This is a genomic window from Bifidobacterium jacchi (genome assembly GCF_009078285.1).
Taxonomy (GTDB): Bacteria; Actinomycetota; Actinomycetes; order Actinomycetales; family Bifidobacteriaceae; genus Bifidobacterium; species Bifidobacterium jacchi.
In genome coordinates, this window is record NZ_RQSP01000002.1 from 71,733 (window position 1) to 95,440 (window position 23,708).

Annotated in this window: 9 protein-coding genes and 1 pseudogene; 3 read left to right on the forward strand and 7 right to left on the reverse strand. The window is 61.9% G+C overall.

Features of this window, described 5'->3' with window-relative positions; genetic code table 11:
• Window positions 1-1,303: sugar-binding domain-containing protein (locus EHS19_RS00935; RefSeq protein ID WP_338325016.1), on the reverse strand; the 1,303-nt coding region annotated here is incomplete at its 3' end.
• A 541-nt stretch (window positions 1,304-1,844) separates the two neighbouring features.
• Between EHS19_RS00935 and EHS19_RS00940 the strand changes: the two are divergent.
• Window positions 1,845-2,708: pseudogene (locus EHS19_RS00940) on the forward strand (DMT family transporter); the annotation flags it as partial.
• Window positions 2,709-2,820: 112 nt separating this feature from the next.
• Here the strand turns inward: EHS19_RS00940 and EHS19_RS11235 are convergent.
• Both EHS19_RS11235 and EHS19_RS00950 read right to left on the reverse strand, forming a co-directional pair.
• The gene (locus EHS19_RS11235; protein WP_241676994.1) at window positions 2,821-4,125 is read right to left on the reverse strand and encodes an alpha/beta hydrolase; all 1,305 of its coding nucleotides are present in this window, start codon (window positions 4,123-4,125) and stop codon (window positions 2,821-2,823) included.
• A gap of 249 nt (window positions 4,126-4,374) precedes the next feature.
• Window positions 4,375-8,601: a DUF5011 domain-containing protein gene (locus EHS19_RS00950; RefSeq protein WP_151915917.1), complete on the reverse strand. Its 4,227-nt coding sequence runs from the start codon at window positions 8,599-8,601 to the stop codon at window positions 4,375-4,377.
• 1,423 nt (window positions 8,602-10,024) lie between these two features.
• On the opposite strand from EHS19_RS00950, the gene EHS19_RS00955 reads away from it, so the two are divergent.
• Both EHS19_RS00955 and EHS19_RS00960 read left to right on the forward strand, forming a co-directional pair.
• On the forward strand, window positions 10,025-11,155 hold the full coding sequence (locus EHS19_RS00955; RefSeq protein ID WP_151915918.1) for a LacI family DNA-binding transcriptional regulator: 1,131 nt from the start codon (window positions 10,025-10,027) through the stop codon (window positions 11,153-11,155).
• 99 nt (window positions 11,156-11,254) lie between these two features.
• A complete protein-coding gene (locus tag EHS19_RS00960) occupies window positions 11,255-12,397 on the forward strand; it encodes a LacI family DNA-binding transcriptional regulator (protein ID WP_241677002.1) in 1,143 nt (380 codons plus the stop codon).
• A gap of 212 nt (window positions 12,398-12,609) precedes the next feature.
• On the opposite strand, the gene EHS19_RS00965 is transcribed toward EHS19_RS00960, so the two are convergent.
• The 4 genes from EHS19_RS00965 to EHS19_RS00980 all read right to left on the reverse strand — a co-directional run bounded on the left by EHS19_RS00965 (window position 12,610) and on the right by EHS19_RS00980 (window position 23,663).
• Window positions 12,610-13,908 (reverse strand): ATP-binding protein, encoded by a 1,299-nt coding sequence (locus tag EHS19_RS00965; protein WP_151915920.1) that lies wholly within the window; start codon window positions 13,906-13,908, stop codon window positions 12,610-12,612.
• 311 nt (window positions 13,909-14,219) lie between these two features.
• Complete coding sequence (locus tag EHS19_RS00970; RefSeq protein ID WP_151915921.1) at window positions 14,220-17,231, reverse strand: bacterial Ig-like domain-containing protein; 3,012 nt, start codon at window positions 17,229-17,231, stop codon at window positions 14,220-14,222.
• The gene (locus EHS19_RS00975; protein WP_206666297.1) at window positions 17,228-21,673 is read right to left on the reverse strand and encodes a bacterial Ig-like domain-containing protein; all 4,446 of its coding nucleotides are present in this window, start codon (window positions 21,671-21,673) and stop codon (window positions 17,228-17,230) included. The genes EHS19_RS00970 and EHS19_RS00975 overlap by 4 nt, the downstream gene beginning before the upstream one ends.
• A gap of 1,474 nt (window positions 21,674-23,147) precedes the next feature.
• Window positions 23,148-23,663 carry a DUF3566 domain-containing protein gene (locus EHS19_RS00980; RefSeq protein ID WP_151915922.1) on the reverse strand — a complete coding sequence of 172 codons (516 nt, stop codon included), beginning with the start codon at window positions 23,661-23,663 and terminating at the stop codon, window positions 23,148-23,150.
• Between the last annotated feature and the right edge of the window lie 45 nt (window positions 23,664-23,708).

The window sequence follows — 23,708 nt, forward strand, 5'->3', positions numbered from 1 at the left end:
CGGCATCAGTGGTGGCAGTCGCGACGGCGGTCGGGGCGGTTGTAGCGGCTGATTCGGCATCTGCGGCGGCGGACGCTGCCTGATCAAGCAGATCAGCGGCATCCTTGCGCGCACTCCACACCGTTCTGCCGTCGGCATCGGTGAGCGACGCCTCGATCAGCACCGACGAAGCAGCCGCAGCGGAATCGGTGGAATCCGCGAAATCGGAAGAATCGTCGGATTCCGTACCGCGTGCCGCAGCCGCAGCGGTGCCAGCAGTCGCGACCGCAGCCGCAGCCAGCGCGGCAACGTCACCAATGCCACGGATGGAAGCGGTCACATCAAGCAGGCCGGTTCCCTTGCTGGCGTCGAAATCAGGAGTGATGCGCAGATTCTCGACGTGCGCGACCGGCTGCGCGGCGAGTTCGACGGAACGGAAGATGCCGTGCAGACGCCAGAAATCCTGATCTTCCAGCCAACTAGCCGTCGTGTACTGCCAGCAGGCGACCGACAGCACATTGCGGCCGGGGCGCAGCGCGTCGGTCACGTCGAATTCGCTGGGCGTGAAGCTGTCCTCCGCATAGCCGACGAACCGGCCGTTGAGCCACACCGCGATGGCGGTAGCGGCACCATGGAAGGTCAGCGTGACGCGCGGACGGATTTGCGCTGCCGTGTCGGCGGTGGACGCGGCGTCCGACGTGGTGGCGGCAACCGCGCAGATCGCGGCGGCGACCTTGGCCGAGGGAGCGAACACGCGGCGGTACAGCGCCACATGATTGTGATCGTGCGGAATCTGAGGCGGGTTGAGCGTCTCGTGGCCGGACCACGGATACTGCTGGTTCACGTACTGATGAGGCAGCACGCCTTCGTTCTGCAGATTCGACGGGACTGGGATGCGGCGGAACGACACGGCTGCAAGCGCGGCGGATGCAGGCGTGGGCGACGCGGATGCGGGCGATGCGGATGCGGCATCAGCGGCACCAGCGACGGCAGCAGGAGAAGCGCAAGAAGCCGCACCGGCCGAAGCGAAGGCGCCGAGCGCTTCGCGGGCCGACTCGCCGTCAGCCAGATCGATCAGACCGACGTTCCATTCGCCGTCGAGGCTCTGGATGAGATCGGACGTTTCGCCCGACAGCGGTTCGTGATCAAAGAACCTGTGCTCGCTGTGGGCGGGCAGACGGTTGACCGCGAAGGTGCGCGGGTTCTCGGTCCACGCGATGATCTCGTTGATGCTCGGGTCGGCCGCCTGCGCCGAAGCTGGGGCGACCGGGGCGTGCGGCTCTTGGGCCGGTGCGGTGAATGCTTGTTCTGTCGTATGAGTCATTATTACTCGTCGTCCTTTCCTAGGTCGCGCCTCCGCGCGCAACCGCACGTTACTGGGGTAACGGCCCGCTTTCGGCCATTTGGCTGCTGCACCCTTGCGCCCGGTCCTGCTTCTCGCCTGCCTCGCCAAGGCCGCCTTAGTGCGTGTGACCGATTACAAGTCTGCCTATTTGCAAGTATATCAATATGCATGTCGCACGTCGCGCAACACGCGGACGAAACTCTAGGACCACACGCGGCGCACCCCGGGACCAGGGGCCGCTCGACATGCAGGGCTAATCCCATGATGCAGGGAATATCCCATCATGTAGGGAATACCCCATGATGCAGGGAACAGAAAACGGCTAAAATCCGCCATTTTCACACAAAACACACATACGCGATCCCTGCACCATGCGAAAATCCCTACACCATGGGCATTCGCCGCGCACGCCAGCCACCGCACACCAGCCAAGGCATACACTGGCTTCGTGAGCCAAACATCGACATCCCAACGAAGCGATCGCCATACCCGCCGCGTATCGCCGACAATCGGCCGCATCATGCTGCTCACGGTCGCGCTCGGATGGGGCTGCGGCTACACGTTCTCGGGATTCGTGCTCGACACGATGCCGCTGCAATGGATGATGGCGTTTCGTCTGTTTCCCGGCGCGATCTGCGTTGGCGCGATCGCGTTCCGCCGCATCCGCAGCATGCCGATCGGGCATGTGCTTGCGCCCGGCGTGCTGCTGGGGGTGTCGTATTGGATGGCGTATCTTGTGCAGATGACCGGCCTGCGCATGACCGCGCCCGGCCGCAACGCGTTCCTGACGGCCACGTATTGCGTGACGGTTCCGTTCATCGCATGGGCGCTGACGCGGCGGCGGCCGGGTACGCGCAACGTGGTCGCCGCGGCGGTGTGCCTGGTGGGCATTGGCTTCATTTCGCTGTCCGGCGGAGGTGTCGGCTCGGGCGCAGGCGCAGGCGTAGGCGGCGGCACGGCCAGCACGGTAGGCGCGGCGGGTTTGGTGAACGTCGGCGATCTGGTGTCGGTTGCGGGCGGCGTGCTGTTTGGGCTGAATATCGCGCTGACCGGCCTGCTGGCGCGAGATCATGACGCGATGGCGCTGACGTTCTACGAGTTTGTGAGCGCGGGCATCCTGTTTGTGATCGGCGCGATTCTTGTTGACGGGCCGATTCAGCCGGGCTGGTTCGCGCCGCGCACGGTTTGGTCGCTGCTGTATGTGATCGCGGTCTCCACGGTGATCGCGCAGGTGTTTCAGAACGTCGCGTTCGGTTCGGTGCCGACTTCGCAGGGGTCGCTGATCATGTGCTTGGAGAGCGTGTTCGGCGTGATCTGTTCGACCCTGATCACCGGCGAAGAGGTGACGCTGATGACAATGATCGGATTCGTGCTCGTGTTCGCTTCGCTGGTGCTCAGCGAGGTACGACTGCGGTCACGCGGCGCGGGTTTGGTCACAGGGAGCGGGGCGCGCCCTGTGACCACACCCGCTCCCTGTGACCGAACCGCGCCCAACATCACGCCGCGCCGGCCCCGGCCGCGACCGCGTCGAGCGCAGCGGCCATATGCCGCACCGGGATCGTGCGCCGCCACGCCATCAGCGACGCCCACGCGGTCACAATCCGGAAATACCGCCGTCGCGCCTCGGAGCGGGACAAGCTCAGATCGTGCAGACCACCGCGTATCGTCGCCAGCGTGACCACGTCGCCCACGTTGAGCGCGGCCTGCCGAATCGCCGTGACATCAAGCGCGGTATCGGCCTCGCGCATGGCTTCGTCCCAAGTGCCCTGCAGCATGGTCCGGTCCGACGTGCACACCAGCACCGGAATCTGGATGTCGAGCCGCTTCGACACCTCGTACTGCGCGTCGTAGATCGCCTGCATCCAGCCGGCTCGCGGCAGAAACAGGCTTGAATCAACCAGCGGATGCTCCAGATAATCCCAATCGCCGCCGGTCACGCGACGGATGCATCGCGAATAGAAGCCGGGATCGCGCATCGGCATCACGGTTTTGCCGCCGCCCAGCCGGAACACCTGCACCACCGGCGTTGAGAGGATGCGGAACATGCGGTTGCCTTGCAATTCCAGCCAAGGCGAGTTCAGCGCGGCCGCTTCCACATGATGCGGCATTTCGGAATTTATCCACAATACGGAACTGAGTCCACCTTGCGAATGGGCAATGAGCAGTATGCGCACATGCTCGCCGAGTTCGCGGACGATCTGATCGCGCAGCGCGTCGAGCTCGACCGCGTACTCGTGCAGATTCTCGATGTAGCCCGGCGTCTGCCCGTCGCGCAGCGAGCGGCCGAATTTGCGCAGATCGACCGCATAGAACGCGATACCCAGCGATTCCCAGTATTCCGAGGCATGTCGGCGGTAGAAGTAGTCGTTCCACCCGTGCACGTACATGATGGCGAGCGGATGGCCGCGCATCGCGTACCGCCAGCGGCGGAATCGCTCGGAAGCGGTGAGTTTTCGCGGATTCTTGCGCACGAACGTGGCGACCAGCTCACCTTCGTCGTCGTGGCCGATGTGGGCGGTGGCCTGCTGATAGCCGTCCATGACGCGGTCGTCGGTCCATTCGTCGACGGTTGGGCGTGCGGCATAGTGCGTGTGGAGGGAGTCGTTGGCGACGCGTGGGCGGGATTGCGGCTGCGGATTCGGCTGGGATTGCGGCTGCGGCGCTTGCTGGGAACGCGACTGCGGCGCAGACTGCTGCATGGTTTGCAACGCGGGCGACAGCGATGATTGCTGCACGGACTGCGGCGCCGACTGCGGCGTTTGCTGTGCATCTTGCTGCGGCGACTGGGCTGATCTGGCCATGACGACCTCCTTACTGCATCTAATGTACCCGCGCGCGCATGGATTGCGGCAGTGATTCTCCTGAGACGAAGCGGACGACGTGGTTTATGCGGCAGTTTTGGCGATGTTGCCGCAATACAGTGGCCGCACGCCCCGCTGACAACACGAAAACGCGGGTATGAACCCGTTGAGGGATTCATACCCGCGTCTGCAATCGATCACAGTTGCGATCGCGGCGAATCATCGCAAATCAGCGTGATTCAGCGTGATTCAGCGGCCGTTGGAGCGACGGCGAGCGACAGCCATCAGTCCGGCACCGCACACGACGGCCAGCGCCAGCACCCAAGCCAGCACGGAGACTTCGGAACCGGTGTTGGACAGCGTCGGCTTCTTGCTCGGCGTCACCGGGGTGGTCGGCGTCTTGCTCGGCGTCGTCGGGGTGGTCGGCGTCGGGGTCGGCGTCGTGGTGCCCTTCTTCTCGACGGTCACCTTGCGGGTGGCGGTCGCCGTGTTGCCGGCCGCATCCACAGCCGTGTAGGTCAGCGTGTACACGCCGGCCTTGTTGGTGTCGAGCTTGCCGGAAACCTTGATGGAAGCGGTCACATCGCCATCCACGGCATCCTTCGCGGACACGCCTGTCAGCGGGTCGAACGTGCCACCGAACGCAACCGTCGCATCGTCCAGACCAGAGAACACCGGAGCGGTCGTATCAGGATTGACGGTCACGTTGAACGTGGCGGTCTTGGTCGCATCGGACTTGAGCGCAACGGTGACGGTAACCTTGCCTACCGCAGCTGCGGCGAACGGCTTGGTCAGATCAACGTCGGCCTTCAGATCGTACTCACCGGAAGCAACCGGATCGGACTTGCTGCCGTCGGAGAACGTCTTGACGACCTCCAGACCAGCGGCATTGAACGTCTCGCCAACCGTGTACTCGACCTTGGTGGGCTGCTTGGCAACCACAGCGCCGGTCAGCACCACGGGCTCCGGCTTGACGGTCACCGTGCGAGTCGCGGTCGCCTTGTTGCCGGCAGCATCCGTGACCGTGTAGGTGAGCGTGTACTCGCCGGCCTTCTTGGTGTCGACAGTGCCCTCGACCTTAATGGAAGCGGTCACATCGCCATCCACAGCATCCTCGGCCTTCACGCCGGCCAGCGGATCGAACTTAGCACCGAACTCCACCGTCGCATCAACCACGCCGGAGAACACCGGAGCGGTCGTATCACGCTGAGCCGTGACGGTGAGCGTGAAGTCAACGCTGGACTTGGCGCCGTTCTTGTCGGTGAGTGTGACGGTCACCTTGTGGTCACCGGCCGGAATGCCCTCGGCGAACTCAAGGCGGTTCTCGTCGTTGTTCCACGTGATCTTGCCGTTGGCAGTGTCGCCGGTGAGCGCGATCTGGACCGGGTCAACGCCGGTGATCTCGAACACGTCGGAGTGCGCGGCGGTGTACTGCTCAATGCTCTGGGCGGTCGGGCCGGTGAGCTTGGTCGGGGAGACCGTGGTCACCTCAAGCGCGGGGGCCATGTCGGCGGTCGCGTTGTTGAGCTTGTTGGTCGTGGCACCTTCAGTGGAGACGAAGCGCACCTCGTAGCTGCCGGTGATGTTGAGCGCCAGAATCAGCTTGGTCTGCTTGGCGGCCTGGGCGGCGCGCACGAAGTCGCTCACATCCACGCGCACCTTGCGCCCATCGATCGCGTTGCCCTTGACCTGATCCTCGGAGCCTTCGGCGACGGTCACGTTGCCGACGGTGAAGTTCGCGGACTGGACGCTGTCGGCAGCTTCAGTGGAGACCTTCGGATGATTGTTCCACGTCATCTCGCTGATGGAGCAGCTGGTTGCCGCGCCGTTGTTGCCAGTGCAGCCTTCCAGAGTCTTGGTCGCCTTGAGGGCGATCTCGTCGGTGGCGGTGGCGGTACGACGGTGGCCCATGTAGGTGAGCACCAGGTTCGCGTCGTCATACTCGCCAAGCGTCTTCACCTTGCTCAGGTCGAGCTCGACGAACGCTTGCTTGGAGTCGCCGCTGGCGTTGCTCAGGCGGATGGTGCGCTGAGTGCTCGCGTTGACCTTCGCGTCACCGCTCCAGGATCCGTTGAATGTGTCGCCGGAGACCGCGCCCTCGACAGGAGCCGCGGACGAGCTGGAGGACTGGACGGTGATGGTCACTGTCTTGGCGACCGGATCGTAGTCGCCCTCCTGAGCGCCCTTGTCGGCGGCGGTGAACTTGACCTCGTAGGCCTTGTTCGCCTGCGCCTCGGTCGGCTTCCAGCTGAACGTTTGGGTCTTGTCGTCGTACTTGGCACCTTCCGGCAGCGTGGTCTTGTCGACCGCGACGACGACGGTGTCACCCTCATCTGCATCGGTGGCGGCAACCTTGAAGCTGGTCACGTTGTTGCTCTTGGCGATCAGGTTGTCCGCCTCGGGCGAGGTGAACGTGGGCAGCGTGTTCTCCTTGACCGGCTGGGTCTTGCCGTCGGCGTCGGTGTACGTGTAGGTCAGGTTCGTCACGTTGTTGACGGTGAGCTTGTTCTGGTTGGAGTACCGTACCTGCTTGCCGCCGATGTAGATGTCGTTCAGCGTGGCGTTCTCGATGTTGGTGATGTTCGAGCCTGCGTTCGCGTTGGAGAACCAGACGTTATCGACGGTCACGTTCTTGATGAGCGGATCCTTGCCGTTGATCGAGAAGTTCGTGCCGACGCGGGAGGTGTCGAACGAGGAGTTCCTGATGGTGAAGTCCTCGTACTGCGGGTACGTGCCGGTGTTGTTCTGCACGGTGATGCCTTTGCCGCCGCCCTGGAAGCTGATCGGGTTGAAGTTGTTGAACGTGTAGTTCTTCAGCTTGTGACCGAAAGTGCTGTGGCCGAGGCGGATGCCGTTGCCGCCCGCGTACGACCAGTTGACGGTGTTGTTGACGGTAACGTTTTCCGTGTCGTCGGTATCCCAGGCGAGGTTGTTGAGGTTGTGCATTTCGGAGTAGTGTTCGTAAGCCGCAGCCGCGTCAATCCATTCCTGGGTGCGTGGGCTGTCGCCATTCATACCGAAGCCCTTGATGTTGTCGGCATGGGTCGGCTCGAACTGGTTACCCGGGTTGTAGTGGCCGGAGGCGAACGCGTCGTCGTTGCCGAGCGTCATCACACCATTGATGGTGAGGTTCTTGCCGGACGCGAGGTCGGTGCCGTCAACCCACGGCTGACCATACGGGGTCAGGCCCTTGATGTTGTTGAACGTGACGTTCTCGGCGGTGTGCGTCTCGTAGTTCCACTGCTTGGAGTCGCGCATGTACGTGTCGTTGAACGTGATGTTCTGCGACTTGACGACCATCACGCCGCCCTGATGCTGGGAGCGGTAGGCGTCGTGGTTGTCCTGACGGTAGTTCTGCACGCCGTTGTTGTCGAACATGCCGCGGCCGGAGATCGTGATGTCCTTGGAGGACCAGATGCCGATGGCCGGCTCCATGGCCTCGCGGTTGGGCTGCACGTGGTTCTTGAGCAGCGCGCCCTCGTCCACATACACGTTGAGGTGCTTCGTGGTCCATCTGGCTATGTCGAGACCGCCGTAGATGTACGTGCCGTTCGGGAAGTACAGCGTGTTCAGCTTGTCGTTGCTCTTGATCTCGTCAAGTGCGGCCTGCAGCACATAGGTGTAGTCGTCGGCCGCGAGCGCACGCTCGTTCGGATACGTGACTTCTTTGGTACTCGCGGGTACGATCTTGCCGGCGTCGATCTTGGCATCCGCGGGGATCTGCGTCTTGCCTACGGTCTTGCCGGCCCACGGGCTGACGGTGGCCTTGACGAGGTTGGCCTGCTGGATTTCGGCGTTGGAATGGCTCTTGAACCAGTTCTTCGCGTATTCGGCGATGTTCAGCACGCCGGTCTTCTCGTTGATGCCGGAGCCGTCTGCTGCGGACGTCTTGTCGGGCACAGTGCCCTCACGCTCTTCGGGATCGTTGATGACCGCGAGGTACGGCTTGCCAGTCTTGTTGGTCGCATCGCCATTGACCATGACGATGGCCTCGTACAGGCTCTTCTCCATCTTGAAGGTGAGCGTGTTCGTTTCCTTGTCGACCGAGTAGGCGGTCGCCGGGTAGTAGCGCTGCGGGTAGATGTTGACGAAGCTGATCTCCTCGTTCGGCACGGTCACGGTGATGACTGGCGTGCGCGAATCTGACTTGAAGCGGGCGATATCAAAGTTGTGACCGTTCGCCGTGTACTGAACGGCTTCGACCTTCGTGCCGTTCGCGGTGACGTTGTACTTGGTGGAGGCGACATCGGGCGACGTCGTCGTGCCATTGCCGACACCAGTCGGCGCATAAGTGGTGACTGTACCGCTGTCAGTGAACGCGTTGTCAGCGGCAGATGCCGTCTGAACGCCCAGCGGCAGCATGGTCAGCGCCATCGCCGCGCTAGCGGCGGCCGCGACCACGGTGACCGCGAATTTGCCGAAGCGCTCACGCAGCGTTGCGACATTCGCGGTATTCGCATGTTGTGCGTACCCCATTGTTCTCCTTACCTTGGTTCCCAATACCCTTCGGCTCCTCGGCGACTGCCGTGCTCAGTCGTGCCGGCTGCGTTGAGTTGTCGCCGCAGCGGCATCCCTGAGGATGACGCGATGGGCCGTGGCCGGCGACCCTTGGCATCTCTGTCGCGGGCCGCGCGGCGGGTTGCGCGCCGATCGTCAAGGCCTCTGAGCGATGACGTTCTGCACACAACGTGTTGTGTAAGCGGTTACAGCTCACTATAGCGCATACTGTAAGCGGTTACAAATCAATTTTCGACGACGCGCCACAGCTCCCTTTCACGAAAAACTTGCGCTGACAAGCCGTTAGCGCAAGGAATTCTCGAGCTCAAGGGAAATCCCGAGAAAAACTTGCGCGGAGCAACCCGCAAGCGCAAGATCCTCTCGAAACAACCCCAAATCTCGAGAAAACCTTGCGCTGACAAGCCCGTTAGCGCAAGGAATTCTCAAGCTCAAGGGAAATCCCGAGAAAAACTTGCGCGGAGCAACCCGCAAGCGCAAGAGAAACTCAAAGCAAGCCCGTCGCTCCCGAAATCGGCCCAGCGAAGACACCCCAGCCCAACCACACACCACACAAACTGGCGAAGACTCCCGAAATCCACTTCACTGAGACGCCACATCACTGAGCACCTCCAAGACACGCCTCCAAGCGATCAAAAATCGGGAAAAGAACGGCGGCTTCCCGAATTTCGTTCACTGAATTTCGTTCACTGAGACCGGCTCAGCGATCGTTTTTCGGAATCCGGCCCATTGCTCCCGAATTTCGTTCACTGAGCAACTGTCAGCGATCGAAATTCGGGAGATCAACCACCGATTCCCGAATTTCGATCGCCAGCGAGGGTCGATATGCATCGGCACGCATCAACGACTCCCGCTCTCGCCCACATCGTGCGCATCGAACGTATGCCATACGCCCATCGTGTGCATCTAACGTATGCCATCAAAGGCATCGTGTACATGGAACGGATACGTAGAAACACAAAACGCGCGCTCCACGTACACCCTATGCACACGATCACGCAGACATACGCCCCATGCACACGATCAGCAACGCCTCACATACGTGCCATGCACACGATCAGCAACCCGACACGACCGAAAGAACCCATCGCATATCTAATACGTACGCTCTATGCACACAATGGTTTCGATGGGATAGGGCCCGGCATCCTCCGTCAACAGTCCAGTCACGGGTCCTTGCAGTCATGTTTCTAGTCTCCCATCAATGAGGTGAAACGCGGCACAAAAACCAGGCCACATCAACCCACCACAACTCAATGCGATCACATCCGCAGAAACAGCTGCGCGATATCATGGTTAACCGATATATCCGATCGATCATGCCCACTGCGTAGTGGAAGCAGATCAGCTGACCGACAACGCCGGCCGACGATAGAGGACCGATATGCCATCCACTTCACCGAGCACACCACCCGAGACCTCACACGACACACCGTCCTCCGGCACCGACAGCACCCAGCAGCCCGCCGAAGCAACCGCCCCTATCGTGACCATCTACGATGTCGCCAAGATCGCCGGCGTCTCCTACGCAACCGTGTCCCGCTATCTCAACGGTCACCCGAACGTCTCCAAGGCGAGCGCCGCGAAAATCGACGCCGCAGTCGCGAAAACCGGATTCGCCCCGAATTCGAGCGCGCGTTCGCTGGCCAAGCGCCGCACGCACATCGTCGCGCTCATCATCCATTACAACTCGAAGGACGTGTACAACGACCCGAACATCCTGAGTTTTCTGGACAGCGCGAACACGCGCGTCGCAGAGGAGGGCTGGCAGCTGGTCACACTGCTCGCGTCGAACGACGATGCGACCAGCAATATCGAGCAGCTCGTAGCGTCCGGATTCGCCGACGGCTACATCCTGTTCACGTTCGATTTCAACGACGCCCTGCTGCCGATCTTCGCCAAACGGCATCTTGCCGCGGCGATATCCGGCACCGGATACGACCGCAAGTCGATCTGCCCGTGCGTGGACGTCGACAACATCGGCGCGATGGCCGAGATGATTCGCTATGTGCTACGCGACGACAATCCGCCCGCCGACCGCAGGCGCACACGACCGGCGTACATCTCCGGTCCGCTTGACATGCCGGGCGCACCGGAACGATTCACCGCGTTCAACCGCGTCATCGCGGAACGGTTCGGCACTGAGTTTGAAGCGCCGGTCGCGTACAGTCCCAAATGGAGTCGCGATGGCGGCGCGCAGGCGATTCGGCAGTGGGCGAGCGACGGGACGATCAATCGCATCGACTGCATCATCGCAGCCAGCGACACCATTGCGGCGGGCGCGATCGACGAGCTGCATCGGCTTGGGCGCCGCGTCCCGGACGATATCGCCGTATCCGGATTCGACAACAGCGCTGCGGCGACCGCGTGTACACCGCAGATCACCACCGTCGATCAGCATATCGAGCGGCGCGGCGCGGTCATGGCCGATATCGTCATCCGGCAGATCAACGGAGAGCATGTGCCAGACCTGACGATGATGCCGACCGAGCTGATCGTGCGGCAGTCGGCATAGCGCGGCGTGCCGACGGCGCCACCGCCGCTTCGCAACGCCCCCTCTGCAAGACATGCGTGTAACCGGTTCAACACGCCCAATTACACCGTATGGCCTACGATAGATAGTATGTCAACGATGATGAGGAAAAAGCCCACGATTCGCGATGTCGCCCAGCTGGCTGGCGTGTCGTACGGCACGGTGTCGCGCTATCTCAACGGCGGCGAGCATGTTTCGCCCGACGCCGCCGAGCGTATCGCGCAGGCGATCAGCAAGGCGCAGTACACGCCGAACAACGCCGCGCGCACACTGGCACGGCAGCGCACGCATGCGGTGGCACTCATCATTCAGGTCGAATCAAACGAGACGATCGTACAGGCCAGTGTTTCCGCGGCAATGACGGGCGCGAATCAGGTGCTCGGCGACGCCGGATATCAGATGGTCACACTCATCGCCAATACGGAAAGCTCGACGGAGCGCATCCTGCGGCTGGTCGGCAGCGATTTCGCCGACGGATATCTGCTGTTCTCAATGAGCAATGACGACCAGTTTGCGGAATCATTCCGCAATGTGGGAGCGCCGGTGGTGCGGTCGGAGATCGGCGGCGATCTGCCGTATCCGGCTGTGGATTTCACCAACGAGCAGGGGCAGTACGACATCACGCGCTATCTGCTCGACAAGGGGCGTCGCCGGTTGCTGTACATCTGCGGCCCCGGCTACTCGCCGACCGCGCTCAACCGCTATGAGGGATTCAAGCGCGCGATGGGCGATCAATTCCGCGAAGGCGACGTGTATTTCGCGGACAGCTGGGAGATCGACAACGGCGAGATGGCTGTGGCTGAATTCGAGTCGCGATTCGTGCGGCCGGGGGCTGCTGCGGCTAGGGTTGCGGCTGGGGCCGACTCCGCTGATGCGGTTGCGGCTGATTCCGGCGCTGCCGGGGCTGGCGTGGATGCTGCCGTGGCTGGCGTTGCAGATGGGATTGATGGCGTGGTCTGCGCGAACGACGACATTGCGATGGGCGCGATTCGTCGACTGACGCATATGGGATACCGTGTGCCGGAGGACGTTTCCGTGACCGGTTTCGATGATTCGCCGATCGCGCTGCTGTCCGATCCGAAGCTGACGACGGTGCGTCAGGATTCGCAACTGCACGGCGAGACGATGGCGCGCCTGTTGCTTGACATCATGGATGGCAAGCCGTTGGGGGAGCGGCATACGGTGCTGCTGCCCACCACGATCATGCATCGCCGCAGCGCGTGACGCCGGCCACGTTCCAACTGGCCGACTGAGCCTGGTCAAAGGCCACCGAAGACAGCACTCACGACGTGGCCTTATCCGAACGCGCCTTCAATATGCCAGCAACCAGCAGCCAGCGCCGGCGACCAACACCGGCAGCACGCAGCCACCGGCACCACCCAGAACCCCGGCAACGACCGCATAAAGGAATCGGGCAAGGCCTCGCAAGAGGCCATTCACAGGAACATGGCCATGTATATGGGCATGACTTCGACTTTGTCACCAACCGTACCGAAATTGCCCGGAGCCAGTTTGATGCCGTGGACTACGCCATGCTTCTCGATCAGCGACTGCATGGACTTCGCCTTGCGGTTCTGCGAGGCCTTCACCTCCACGGCGGTCGCCTGACCCTCGTAACGGATGAAAAAGTCCATTTCCAGCGAATTGTTCCTCTCGTAGTAGTACAGAGGCTTGCCGTTTTTCGCGAACATGTCGCCGACGATGTTCTCATATACGGCACCCTTGTAGATGCCGAGATTCCCATTCAGGATGTCTTTCTGGGAACCCTCCTCCAGCATCGCGACCAACAGTCCCGTATCCCGCATATACACCTTGAACTTCGTATTGTCTGCGTTGCCTTCAAACGGCAATTCCGGTGCAGTGAGCTTATAGCAGAAATTGATGATGCCGGCGTCATACAGCCATTGCAGACTCCCACCATATTTGCGCGCACTCGATTTTGGCTCCACCACAGCGTAAGAGAATTTCTTGGAATCCCGTGCCAACTGCTTGGGAATAGACAGGAAGCACGCCCTTGCCCTTGCCTTCTCGCTGCCCACGGCGTATTTGGCGATGTCGTTGCCGTATTCGGCGAGAATGTCGCGCTGCACCTGAAGCACCTTTGAAAAGTCATTGGTGTCGACGAACCGCTGCACGGCCTCCGGCATGCCTCCGACGACGACATATTGCCTGAAAAGCCGCATCATACGTTCCTGCACGGCATCGGGAACCTGCTCGCGACGGTCGAAGAATCCTTTCAGGTATGCGACAACATCATCGCCCAGCCCCATACCCCATAGGAACTCCTTGAAATCCATCGAATGCATCGACATATGATCCACATATCCAACCGGAAACGATGAAACCTCCCGATATGCGATACCCAGCAATGAACCGCTGGCAATGACATCGGCCCGGCCGTCCATGGTCAGAAACTTCAACGAGGTGATGGCATCCGGGCAACTCTGTATCTCATCGAGAAACAGCAAAACTCGCCGCTCTGTGAAATCGACTCCCGGAAAGAACAGGGACAACTGAGCGAATATGGACGCGGCATCGCGCCCCCCGGAGAATATCGCCTTGTACTCAGGATGCTCTTCGAAATTCAGCGTGACGACCCGCTCATAGTGGGCTTCTCCGAAATGCTCGATGGCATACGTCTTACCCACCTGACGGGCACCTTGCACGATCAAACTCTTATGATGAGGATCCGCATTCCAGCGCGCAAGTTCGTCGTTAATCTTCCTCCTCAGCATTGCCGCCTCTTTCCGCGCTCACGTTCACGACGACCATCATCATAACAATATGCATATTTTTCCTATGAAAAAAATACATATCATGCACATTTTTCCCATGAATAAAATGCATACACGTAGCTTGACACGTAGTGTGACACGTAGCTTGACAATGGACGAGCAACAGAAAACAACGCCCACATAACGGAATCGGGGCGAGGCCCCCACAAGAGGAACCTCGCCCCGATCTCAATCAACCGGACTCAGCCAACCGGACTCAGCCGGAGCAGCAACCAGCCCCGGCCAGCCCGGCCGACTCGACCCGGCCGGCATCAGCCACGACGACGGCGGACCAGCGTCACAGCGGCACCGGCGGCCAACAGCAGCGCGGCCACACCGGCGACACCGGCAACCGAAGCACCCGTATCCGACAGGCCAGACTGCTTATTCGGCTTCTTGGCAGGCGTCGTCGGCGCCGGCTTCGGCGCAGGCGCAGGCTTCTTGCCTTCGTCGGCCTTCTTCGCCACGCTCACCGAGAACGTCGCCGGCTTGACCGCATCGGCAGCGGAACCGTTGAGCGTCACGGTGAAGGTGACCTTGCCCTCGGCCGCGAACGGCTTGGACAGGTCGACCACACCGCCGAACGCGTCCACCGCGGTCAACGTGTAGCCGGCAGCGTCGAGAGCCACCTCGGTGCCGTCATCCAGCACCTTGACGACCTTCAGACCAGCCGCGGCAAACGTCTCGCCGACCGTGTACTTGGTCTTCGTGGGCGCAGCCGCCACCTTGAGCGCGACGACCTTGTGTTCAGGCGCGGGCTTGCCACCGTCGGACTTCGCCTTGACGGTCAGCTCGAACGTGGCGGTCTTGGACGCGTCGGACTTGAGCGCCACGGTCACTGTGATCTTGCCAACCGCAGCATCGGCGAACGGCTTGGTCAGATCGACCACGGAACCATCGGCGGCAACCGCAGACAGCGAGTAGTCAGCGTCATCCACATCAGCCGAAGAGCCATCGGACAGCGTCTTGACGACCTTCAGACCAGCCGCGGCAAACGTCTCGCCAACCGTGTACTCGACCTTCGCCGGCGCAGCCGCAACCTTGATGCCGGTCGTCACGATCGGCTTCGCCTTGACGGTCAGCTCGAACGTGGCGATCTTGTCATCCACGTTCACGGTCACCGTAACGGTACCGATGGCGGCCTCAGCGAACGGCTTGGTCAGATCGATGACCTCGCCGGACTTGGCGACGGCGGTCAGTGTGTACTCGCTACCTGCGGCCGGCACCTTCGTGCCATCCGACATCACCTTCTCTACGGACAGGCCGTCAGCAGCGAACTTCTCGCCGACCTGGTACTCGGTCTTGCTGGGCTTGCCGGCGATTTCGATCGAGGCGAGCGTCACAGGCGCCTTCTCCACGGTCAGCTCGAACGTGGCGATCTTGGACGCATCGGACTTGAGCGCAACCGTCACCGTGACCTTGCCAACCGCAGCATCAGCAAACGGCTTGGCCAGATCAACCACGGAACCATCAGCGGCAACCGCAGACAGCGAGTAGTCGTCAGCGGTCAGCGGCACATCGATGCCGTTCGACTGCGTCTTGACGACCGACAGACCGTCGGCGGCGAACGTCTGGCCGACCGTGTACTTGACGGTGATCGGCTCGGCGGTCACCTTGATGCCGGTCGTCACGATCGGCTTGGCCTTGACGGTCACGTCGAACGTGGCGGTCTTGGACGCATCCGACTTGAGCGCCACCGTAACCGTAACGGAACCAACCGCAGCATCAGCAAACGGCTTGCTCAGATCCACCACGGAACCATCGGCGGCAACCGCAGACAGCGAGTAGTCAGCGGCATCCACATCAGCCGAAGTGCCATCGGACAGCGTCTTGACAACCTTCAGACCAGCCGCGGCAAACGTGTCGCCAACCGTGTACTCGGACTTCGCCGGCGCAGCCGCAACCTTGATGCCGGTCACAGTCGGCGCGGGCTTCGGGGCGATCGTCGTGTTGCCGAAGATCGCCGTGTAGTCGCCGCGGCCGTTGTTCGACACGGCGAACACGCCGACATCGAGCTTGTCGGCGGCGTCCTCGCCGAGCGTCGCCTTGCCGATCGACTTCCATTCGGCTTCGGTTCCGTTCACACCGGTTCCCGGCACCTGATAGAAGCCTTCGAGTTCGGTCTTGCTGTTGCGCACGAGCCTGATCGTCAGCGGAGTGTCCGTCGAGGTCGCCGCTTCGGCCACCTTGGCGGATTCCTTGTCGATGAAGCCGTTGTTGTCGGAATCGGTCTGGAAGAACGATCCGTTCAGTCCGGCGACGAGCAGCGCGTAGCCGTGAGCCTTGCCCTTGCCGTCCGCGCTCAGATCGTTGCGCACGATGATGCCGGCGCGCGGATCCTCGTTGTTGCCGGGCTGCGACGAGACGATGGTGGTCTGGATGGAACCGCCGACCTCGAGCTTGGCGGGCTGGTAGATCGTGGACAGGTTGTCCTTGTCGGTCCATGCGCCCGTGTTCGACTTGTCGGTGATGCGCAGCAGGTTCGTGCCATCGGCACCCTGTGCGAACGCGCTGGCGTTGCCCCAGCTCGTGGTCTTCCACGGGTCGGAGACAGCCGTGGAGCCTTCGGTGGTGCTGGAGAACGTCACGCGGTAGACGCGCGTCTTGGACTTGTCGGCCTTGCTGGTGACGGTGATGATCGCACGCTCGGTGTTCACATCGGTGGTCACGGTCACATCGTTCGCGTTGACGGCCTTCGCCTCGACAGTCGGGACCTTGCCCCACACGCCGGTGTCGACGGTGTAGCTCAGCGTGGTGCCGGCGAATCCGTCGATCGCCGTGCCGTTGACGGTGATCGATGCGAGGTTGAGCGGGTTGTCGACCGTCTCATCCCAGTAGTTCGCATCCCATCCGTCGCCGTAGGCGGTCGGATCCTGGGTCGCCGGGTTCTGCATCGTCAGTCGGCCGGTGGTCTTGTCGATCACGAGCGGCAGCCACACGTAGGTGGAGTCGGCCGCGCCCGCATGCCAACGGTCACCGATGTAGATGAACTTGCCGGGCTTGTACTCGAACACCGATGCGGACTGCGAGCCGAACGTGGAGCCGCGGGCGTCGCCCACGGACAGCAGGCCGTCGGCGCCTTCCGGCAGGTTCTGGAAGTTCGTGTTCTCGTACTTGTCGTCCGCTTCGATGCCGCGGATCCACGTGCCGAGGATCGAATCAGCCGTGTAGTACGTCTGCTTGTTCGGAGCCCAGCCGGTCGCGCCGGAAGCGATGATGTAGTACTTGCTTCCGGACTTGAACATGGCGGGCGCCTCAAGCATGCCGCGGTCCTTGACGATCACGAAGTCCTCGCCGGAGACCGGCGCGCCCGCCTTGCCATCGGCAGCGTGTACGGGTACTCGCCGGACTCGGAGTACTGCAGGTCAAGATCCTTGATGTTGGCCGCATCCTTCGTGGTCTTGACCACGTTGGTGTACTCGTCGTTCAGCTTGGCGATGTACAGCGTACGGTTCTCCTCGGAGGAGTAGATCACGTACGCGGTGCCGTCGGCATCCTGGAACACGGTCATGTCGCGAGAGCCACCGGGCACGGCAGCGCTGTGGCCTGTCTTGTAGTCCTCACGGTTGGGCAGACGGTACGCGCCGACCAGCTTGAACGGGCCGGTGGGGGAGTCGGAGACGGCCACGCCAGCCAGGGAGCGCGCGTAGTTGGACGTGGAGCTGATGGTCGGAGACCCGTCCGCATGCCACCACATCACGTACTTCTTGGTCTTGGCGTTGTACAGCACCTTCGGGCGTTCAAAGATCGCGCTCGCCGTGTCCTTGACGCCGTCGCCGTCCTCGTCGGTGGAGGTGTTGAGGTAGTAGGCGATCTTCTTGGCCTTGGCGGTGTCGAACGTGCCGTCGGACTTCTTCAGGCCGTACAGGTTGACGAAGTAGTCGTCGGTGAGCTCGTCATCGTAGTAGATGGAGCGCAGCGCGATGCCCTTGTCGACCCAGTTGAGGCCGTCCTCGGAACGGTAGACGTGCACGCCGTGCGAGTTGTAGTAGCCGGACGAACGATCCTCGCCGTACCAGTAGTACACGGTCTTGCCGTTCTCCTGGACGGGCACGACCTGGCCGCCGTGGGCCTGGATGTGGTGTCCGGTCGTGGCGGTGTCGGAATCCTTCGCATACCACAGCGGCTGGAAGTAATTCTTGTCAGCGGTTCCCGGGTCAGCGATCGCCTCGAACTTGGTGTAGGTGGGCACGTTGTCGGTCGCGGGCACGTTTTCGGCGGGCTTGACCGGCGTGTATCCCTCATCCTTGTCGGCCTGGATGATCTTCACCTCGGCGACCTTGACATACGGATACTCGTTCTCGTCGGACGGCTTGCTCGCGGTAAGGATCAGGCTGATGGCCTTGGTGGCCGGCAGCTTGCTCAGGTCGGCGACGGTCGCCTTGCTCTTGTCGGACTTCGGCGTGAACGTGATGTCGGTGTCGACCCACGTCTTGTCGTCGGTGCCAAGATACCGCACCTTGACGGAGGCCGGGGCCGCTTCGCCGGAGTTCTGATCGATGTAGAAGTACAGGTTGTCGAGCTTGTGCTTCTTGTCGAACGTCCAGTTCAGCCACGCGGGGTCGTCCGGCTTGTCCTGGCTGGCGTCCTTCCAGTTGGACCAGTTGGTCGACAGGTTGTTGTCGCAGGTGTAGCTCGCCTTGGAGGTGGACCACTTATCCTCGACATCGGACGCTGCAGCAGAGCTGCAGAACTTGTTCGCCAGATTGATCTCTTCCTTGACGGTCACGTCGAACGTGGCGGTCTTGTCGCCGTCGGCGTTGAGCTTGACGGTCACGGTGACGGTTCCGGCCTTGGTCGAGTCGAATCCCAGCAGCGTGTATTCGCTGGCGTCGAGCTTGCGGGTCTTGCCGTCGTTGAGCGTGGCGGTGACCTCAAGGCCGGCGGTTTCGAGCTCTTCGCCCGTCTTGTAGTCGGTCTTGGTCGGCTTCTTGGTGACGGCGATCGATTTGATGCCGGTCGCGGGGGTCGGCACTTCGGTCAGGGTCACGTTGTCGACGTAGGCAAAGGAGCCGTCCTTGAGGTCGTTCTGGGCGATGTTGAGCCACAGCGCGCTGTCGGCGGCGGCATCCCACGGGATGGTGACCGTGCCGGTCACGTACAGTTTCTCGCCGGCCTTGGCGGTCTTGCCGTCCACCGACACGGCAAGCAGCTGCGTGGCGTACTGGCTGAAGCTTCCGCCCGCGCCGGAGCCTTCCTTGCGGTACTTGATGGTCGCGGAAGCGGTCGACTCGTCGTCGGTGCTGTCGCCGGTGGTCAGCCAGAAGCCCAGCTGGTACGTCTTGCCGGGCGTGGCCGGGATGTTGCGCTGGTCGATCTGCGTGAAGCTCACGCCGCTCTGCTTGCCGAGCCTGGCGGCACGCTCGCCGGTGACGACCGCGTTCTCCTGGTTGAGGTCGGAGCGGTAGCGCTTGACGCGCGAGTCACCGTAGTTGTCACGGTTCTTCGAGTGGTCGCGGTTGGCCGGCGCCCACGGCGAGATGCCGTTCTTGGACTGGCCGGCCTTGCCGTTGTTGATGCTTTCGAACGAGCCGTCCCACAGCTGGTCGTACACGGTCTTGAGGCTGATGCCGGTGACGTCGCCGGTCTTGCCGGTGTTGGTCAGGGTCAGCTTGGACGAGTCGGACGAGGTGCGCACGAAGAGGGTCTTCTTGCCCGCGTCGCCGGACGTGGTCTGCGTGTAGCCGCGATCGTTGGCCACGGCGACGGCGAGCTGCGCGTCGCCGGACGTGGTGGCGGTGACTTCGATGGTCGAGTTGCCGGGCGCGTCGATGGTCGCGGACTTGCCTGCGGCCAGATCGGCGGCCTTGCCGGTTTCAGTGGTGGCGGCGCTCTGGAAGGCGCCGACCGCCGGGGCGGACCAGCCGGAGACGTTGACCTGCGTGCCATAGGTCTGCGTGGCGTGGCTGAAGCTGTGCGGGAAGTCGCGGGTCTTGAGCGCGTTATCACCGGTCAGGTGCGTGTTGGCAATGGCGAACGGGAAGTTGTCGGAGGCCATCGCACGGCCCTTGCCGGCCGCGTAATCGGTGGCCTTCGCGGCGTACAGGCTGCTCAGGTCGCCCTTGGCGACGGCGTCGAGGTCGATGCCGGTGGCAGCGAGGTAGTCGGCCAGTGCGACATGCGTGTTGCCGCCTGTGTCGGCCTTGGCCCACTTGGTCTTGTCGCCGCCCACGTACAGGTTGTTGCCGTAGTTGATCTGGAAGCCGTCGTCGTTGATCTTCTCTTTCTGGTCGGCCAGGTTGGTGCCGTCCTGCGCGATGAGCACGTTGTTGTTGTACGTGACGCCGCCGTTCTGCGCGTTGTTGGAGAACGTGACGTTGTCGCCCTTCGGCAGCACGACGGTGTTGTTGTACACGTTCATGTCGGTGATGCCGTCAAGCGTGATCGTGCGGCGCGTGTTGCTGGAGCCGCTGACCGGCTTGGCCGCGATGCCGTCGTTGACGGACAGGTTGTAGCGGAACGTGCCGCCGAGCGCGGTGCCGATCAGCTGGTCGCTGCCGTACCAGTCGGTGCAGGCGCACACGAGTGCGGAGCCGCCGGCGTTGTCATGGCTGTAGTTGTACTGGAACACGGTGTTGCGGGTGCCGTAGTCGAAGTCCCACGCAGTGCCGTCGTTGTTCCCGGAGAGCTTTTGCGTGTTGGTGACCTCGTTGTACTGGAACAGCGTGTTGTCGGCGTTCCAGTTCCAGATGCCCGCGTTGGAGCCCTGCCCGGAGACGCTTGCCGCGTTCTCCAGGTAGTTCTTCTCGACGACCGCGCCGTCGGCCATCTGGATGACGATGCCGTCGCCGCCGATCTTCTTGAGCGTGTTGCCGGCGATGTACAGATTCAGGTTCGGCGTCCAAGGGTACTGGTTGCGGGTCGAGCCGGTCACGCCGCACTCCCACCCCGCGTCCTCGCGGCAGCGGAAGTCGGACGACATGTTGATGCCGGAACGGTTCACGTTGGTGATCGTGTTGTTCACGATCTGCACGTCGTTGAACCACGAGCGGGTCTTGCGGGAGGTGTCCGCCTTGATGTCGCTCTGTTTCTTGTTGGCTCCGTCGACCGGGATGGAACGGCCGTAGTTCTCCAGCTGGATGGCCGCGGAGCCGCCCAGATCCTTCTGCTTCTCGCCGTAGATGTCATGCACGCTGTTGTTGCGGATGACGATGCCCTTGAGCTCGCCGGCGTTGTCGTTCTCCGCGGTGATGCCGCGGCGCATGTAATCGTAGTGGTTGTCCTCGGGATCCGTGTTGGTGATGTCGAGGTTCTGGACGGTGATGTATTCGCTGTTGCGCAGCAGCACCACGTCGGCCACGCCGTCGCCCGCGAGGATCGGGGCGGCGGCGTTCTTGTCGCCGTAGTCGCTGACGACGATCGGCGCCTCGGCGGTGCCGCGCACGTTCACCAGCCGCAGGGCGGCCTTCACGTTTGCCTTGCCGTTGATGGTCTGGTTCTCGCCGTTGCAGGTGGTGCCGCGCTTGAACAGGATCTGGTCGCCGGCCTTGAGCTTGGCGGTCTGCGCGTTCACCGCGGTGAACGAATTGAACGGCTTGGCTTCGCTACCGTCGCCGTTGGTCTCGGCAAGGCAGTCCACATGATATGCGGTGCCCGTGGCCGCGGGGGTTTCCGCGGCAGGTGACGTCACCGGCGCCGCGACCGCGGTCGGCGCGAGCAGAATGCCCGCCGACAGCAGGGTCGCGCCTGCGACGGCCCCTCCAAAGATGCGTCTGACAAGACTCATGTTGGCTCTTTCCTCGTTGAATGCCGTCGTCCTTCCTTAAACGGCGGCACCGGCCGGGATCGATGCCTGAGCCGACTGCGCTTTCTGGCGCTGGTGGCGAACCGCCGAGTCTCGTCGACGGATGGGTGCGTTGCCATTTGGTCGCTTATTCGACCATGATTCGACGCACTCATCGGTGCATGAACTCCTTGATGCGCCGATTCACCAATCATCACAGACACTTACCCCGTGACCGGTTACGAGCAATCGTAACCGACACGTAAACGGTCACACAATGCGGTTGCATTCGGCGTGTCGTAAGCGCTTACGGCATTGTTTCGCATTGGTGTTTGCGTTACCAAATACCCTGCTATCGCTGTCACGACATCACGCAAAGACGCCTCCTCCATTGACCACCACGCCACGGGCCGAAACCACTCAACCAATCACGAGACAGACCACTGGCGCCAAGCGACCGCTGCGAGAGCCAACGAACATAGAGACTGACGAACATACGTCATATGAGACTTCCGCTGTCTTCGTGGGTTGGATGGCGGGGCACAATGGTGGGGCACCAGTGTCCTGCGCCAGAAATTCGTTAACGAATTCACTACCCCTCAGCCCGCTTTGCGGGCCTGCTCGTCCTGCAAGCATGGTCGCGCTCCGCGCGCAGCATGCCTGCTCGCCGGTCGGCTCACACGTTGCCTACAAACAGCTCCGCTGTTTGCCTAACGGCAACGTCCTGACAAGGGGAGCCAACATTATAATCAACGAACTTCTGACGCAGGACACTAGGGAGGAACGAGAGAGACGCTGCTTCAGCGCAACCATGCCCCCAGACGACACACTGCTACAACACACTGCTATAGCGCAAGTGCTTTAGCGCAAGGATTTCTCGGGGAAAACGGCCATCTCGTAAAATCCTTGCGCAAAGAGGGCCGTTAGCACAAGGATTTCTCGGAAAGAAGGGGAACTTCGTAGAATCCTTGCGCCAAGACGCCACTAAGCGCAAGGATTCTACGAACTCAGGGCAAATCCCGAAAAATCCTTGCGCAAAGAAAGCGCAAGCAAGAAGCGCAAGCGAGTGCAAGAGAGAGGAAGCACGAGCGAGAGCAAGCGAGAAAGGTAGAGAAAGGCGCAGGAGGGGAGCCAGAGAAGGACACCAGAGCAGGGACACCACTTGGCGCAAGTTCCATGGTTCTTCCTGGTCGAAGAGCGTCCTGCCCGATGAGCGCTCTTCCCCTACTATCCCAGCGGCTCAACAACACGGCTCAACAACGAACCACCACCCACGATAACGACAGAAACGACAGAAACGACACTCATATACGACAATGGCGCATTGGTGCCAATGAGCAACCAATGCGCCATTGTGCTGCATCTGCCATGTCACCGGAGCTGATCAGCCGCCACTCATACAGCAGCCACTCATGTAGTCAGCACCACCGCCAGCCAACCAGCAACCAGCCAGCCGACAACCCCGACCGAAAGCCGATCAGTCGTCGCCGAGCGTGACGTGCAGACCGCCGACCAGCGAACTGACCACGTTGTACAGCAGCGCGCCGATCACCGCGAGCAGCGTCACCAGCACCACGCCGATGATCGACAGAATCGTCACCGCGGACAATACCGTCGACAGACTCAGCACGTTGCTCAGGTTGAAGGCGCTGCTGTCAAGGTTGACGGACGACATGAGGTTTGTCAGCTGACCGAACACGCCGACCGCGTCAAGCAGCACCCATACCAGCGCGGCGGCCACGATCTGGATGATCGCTCCGGCGATCGACAGCATGAAGGCGACCTTCGCGACCGACCACACCTGCACATGCGTGATCGACAGGTTCATGCGCCTCGCGCGCGGAACACCGCCACGCCGTGCCGGGCGAGACGACCGGGACGACGAAACCGTCGGCGGCACCTCGGACGAGGACGCGCCACCGAGACCGGTGCTCTGTGCCGAACGGGTCGTGCGCGGCATGCGGCCGGCCTCGCCATTAAGATTCTCGCTCATCGTTGCTCCTTGGTGCTCCTTGGTTGAGCCTGCGCCTCGGCTAGC

What these genes read in the sequence shown, in the direction of transcription:
- EHS19_RS11235 (WP_241676994.1), bottom strand. Translation starts at nt 4,125, where the DNA reads ATGGCCAGATCAGCCCAGTCGCCGCAGCAAGATGCACAGCAAACGCCG.
- EHS19_RS00950 (WP_151915917.1), bottom strand. Translation starts at nt 8,601, where the DNA reads ATGGGGTACGCACAACATGCGAATACCGCGAATGTCGCAACGCTGCGT.
- EHS19_RS00955 (WP_151915918.1), top strand. Translation starts at nt 10,025, where the DNA reads ATGCCATCCACTTCACCGAGCACACCACCCGAGACCTCACACGACACA.
- EHS19_RS00965 (WP_151915920.1), bottom strand. Translation starts at nt 13,908, where the DNA reads ATGCTGAGGAGGAAGATTAACGACGAACTTGCGCGCTGGAATGCGGAT.
- EHS19_RS00975 (WP_206666297.1), bottom strand. Translation starts at nt 21,673, where the DNA reads ATGAGTCTTGTCAGACGCATCTTTGGAGGGGCCGTCGCAGGCGCGACC.
- EHS19_RS00980 (WP_151915922.1), bottom strand. Translation starts at nt 23,663, where the DNA reads ATGAGCGAGAATCTTAATGGCGAGGCCGGCCGCATGCCGCGCACGACC.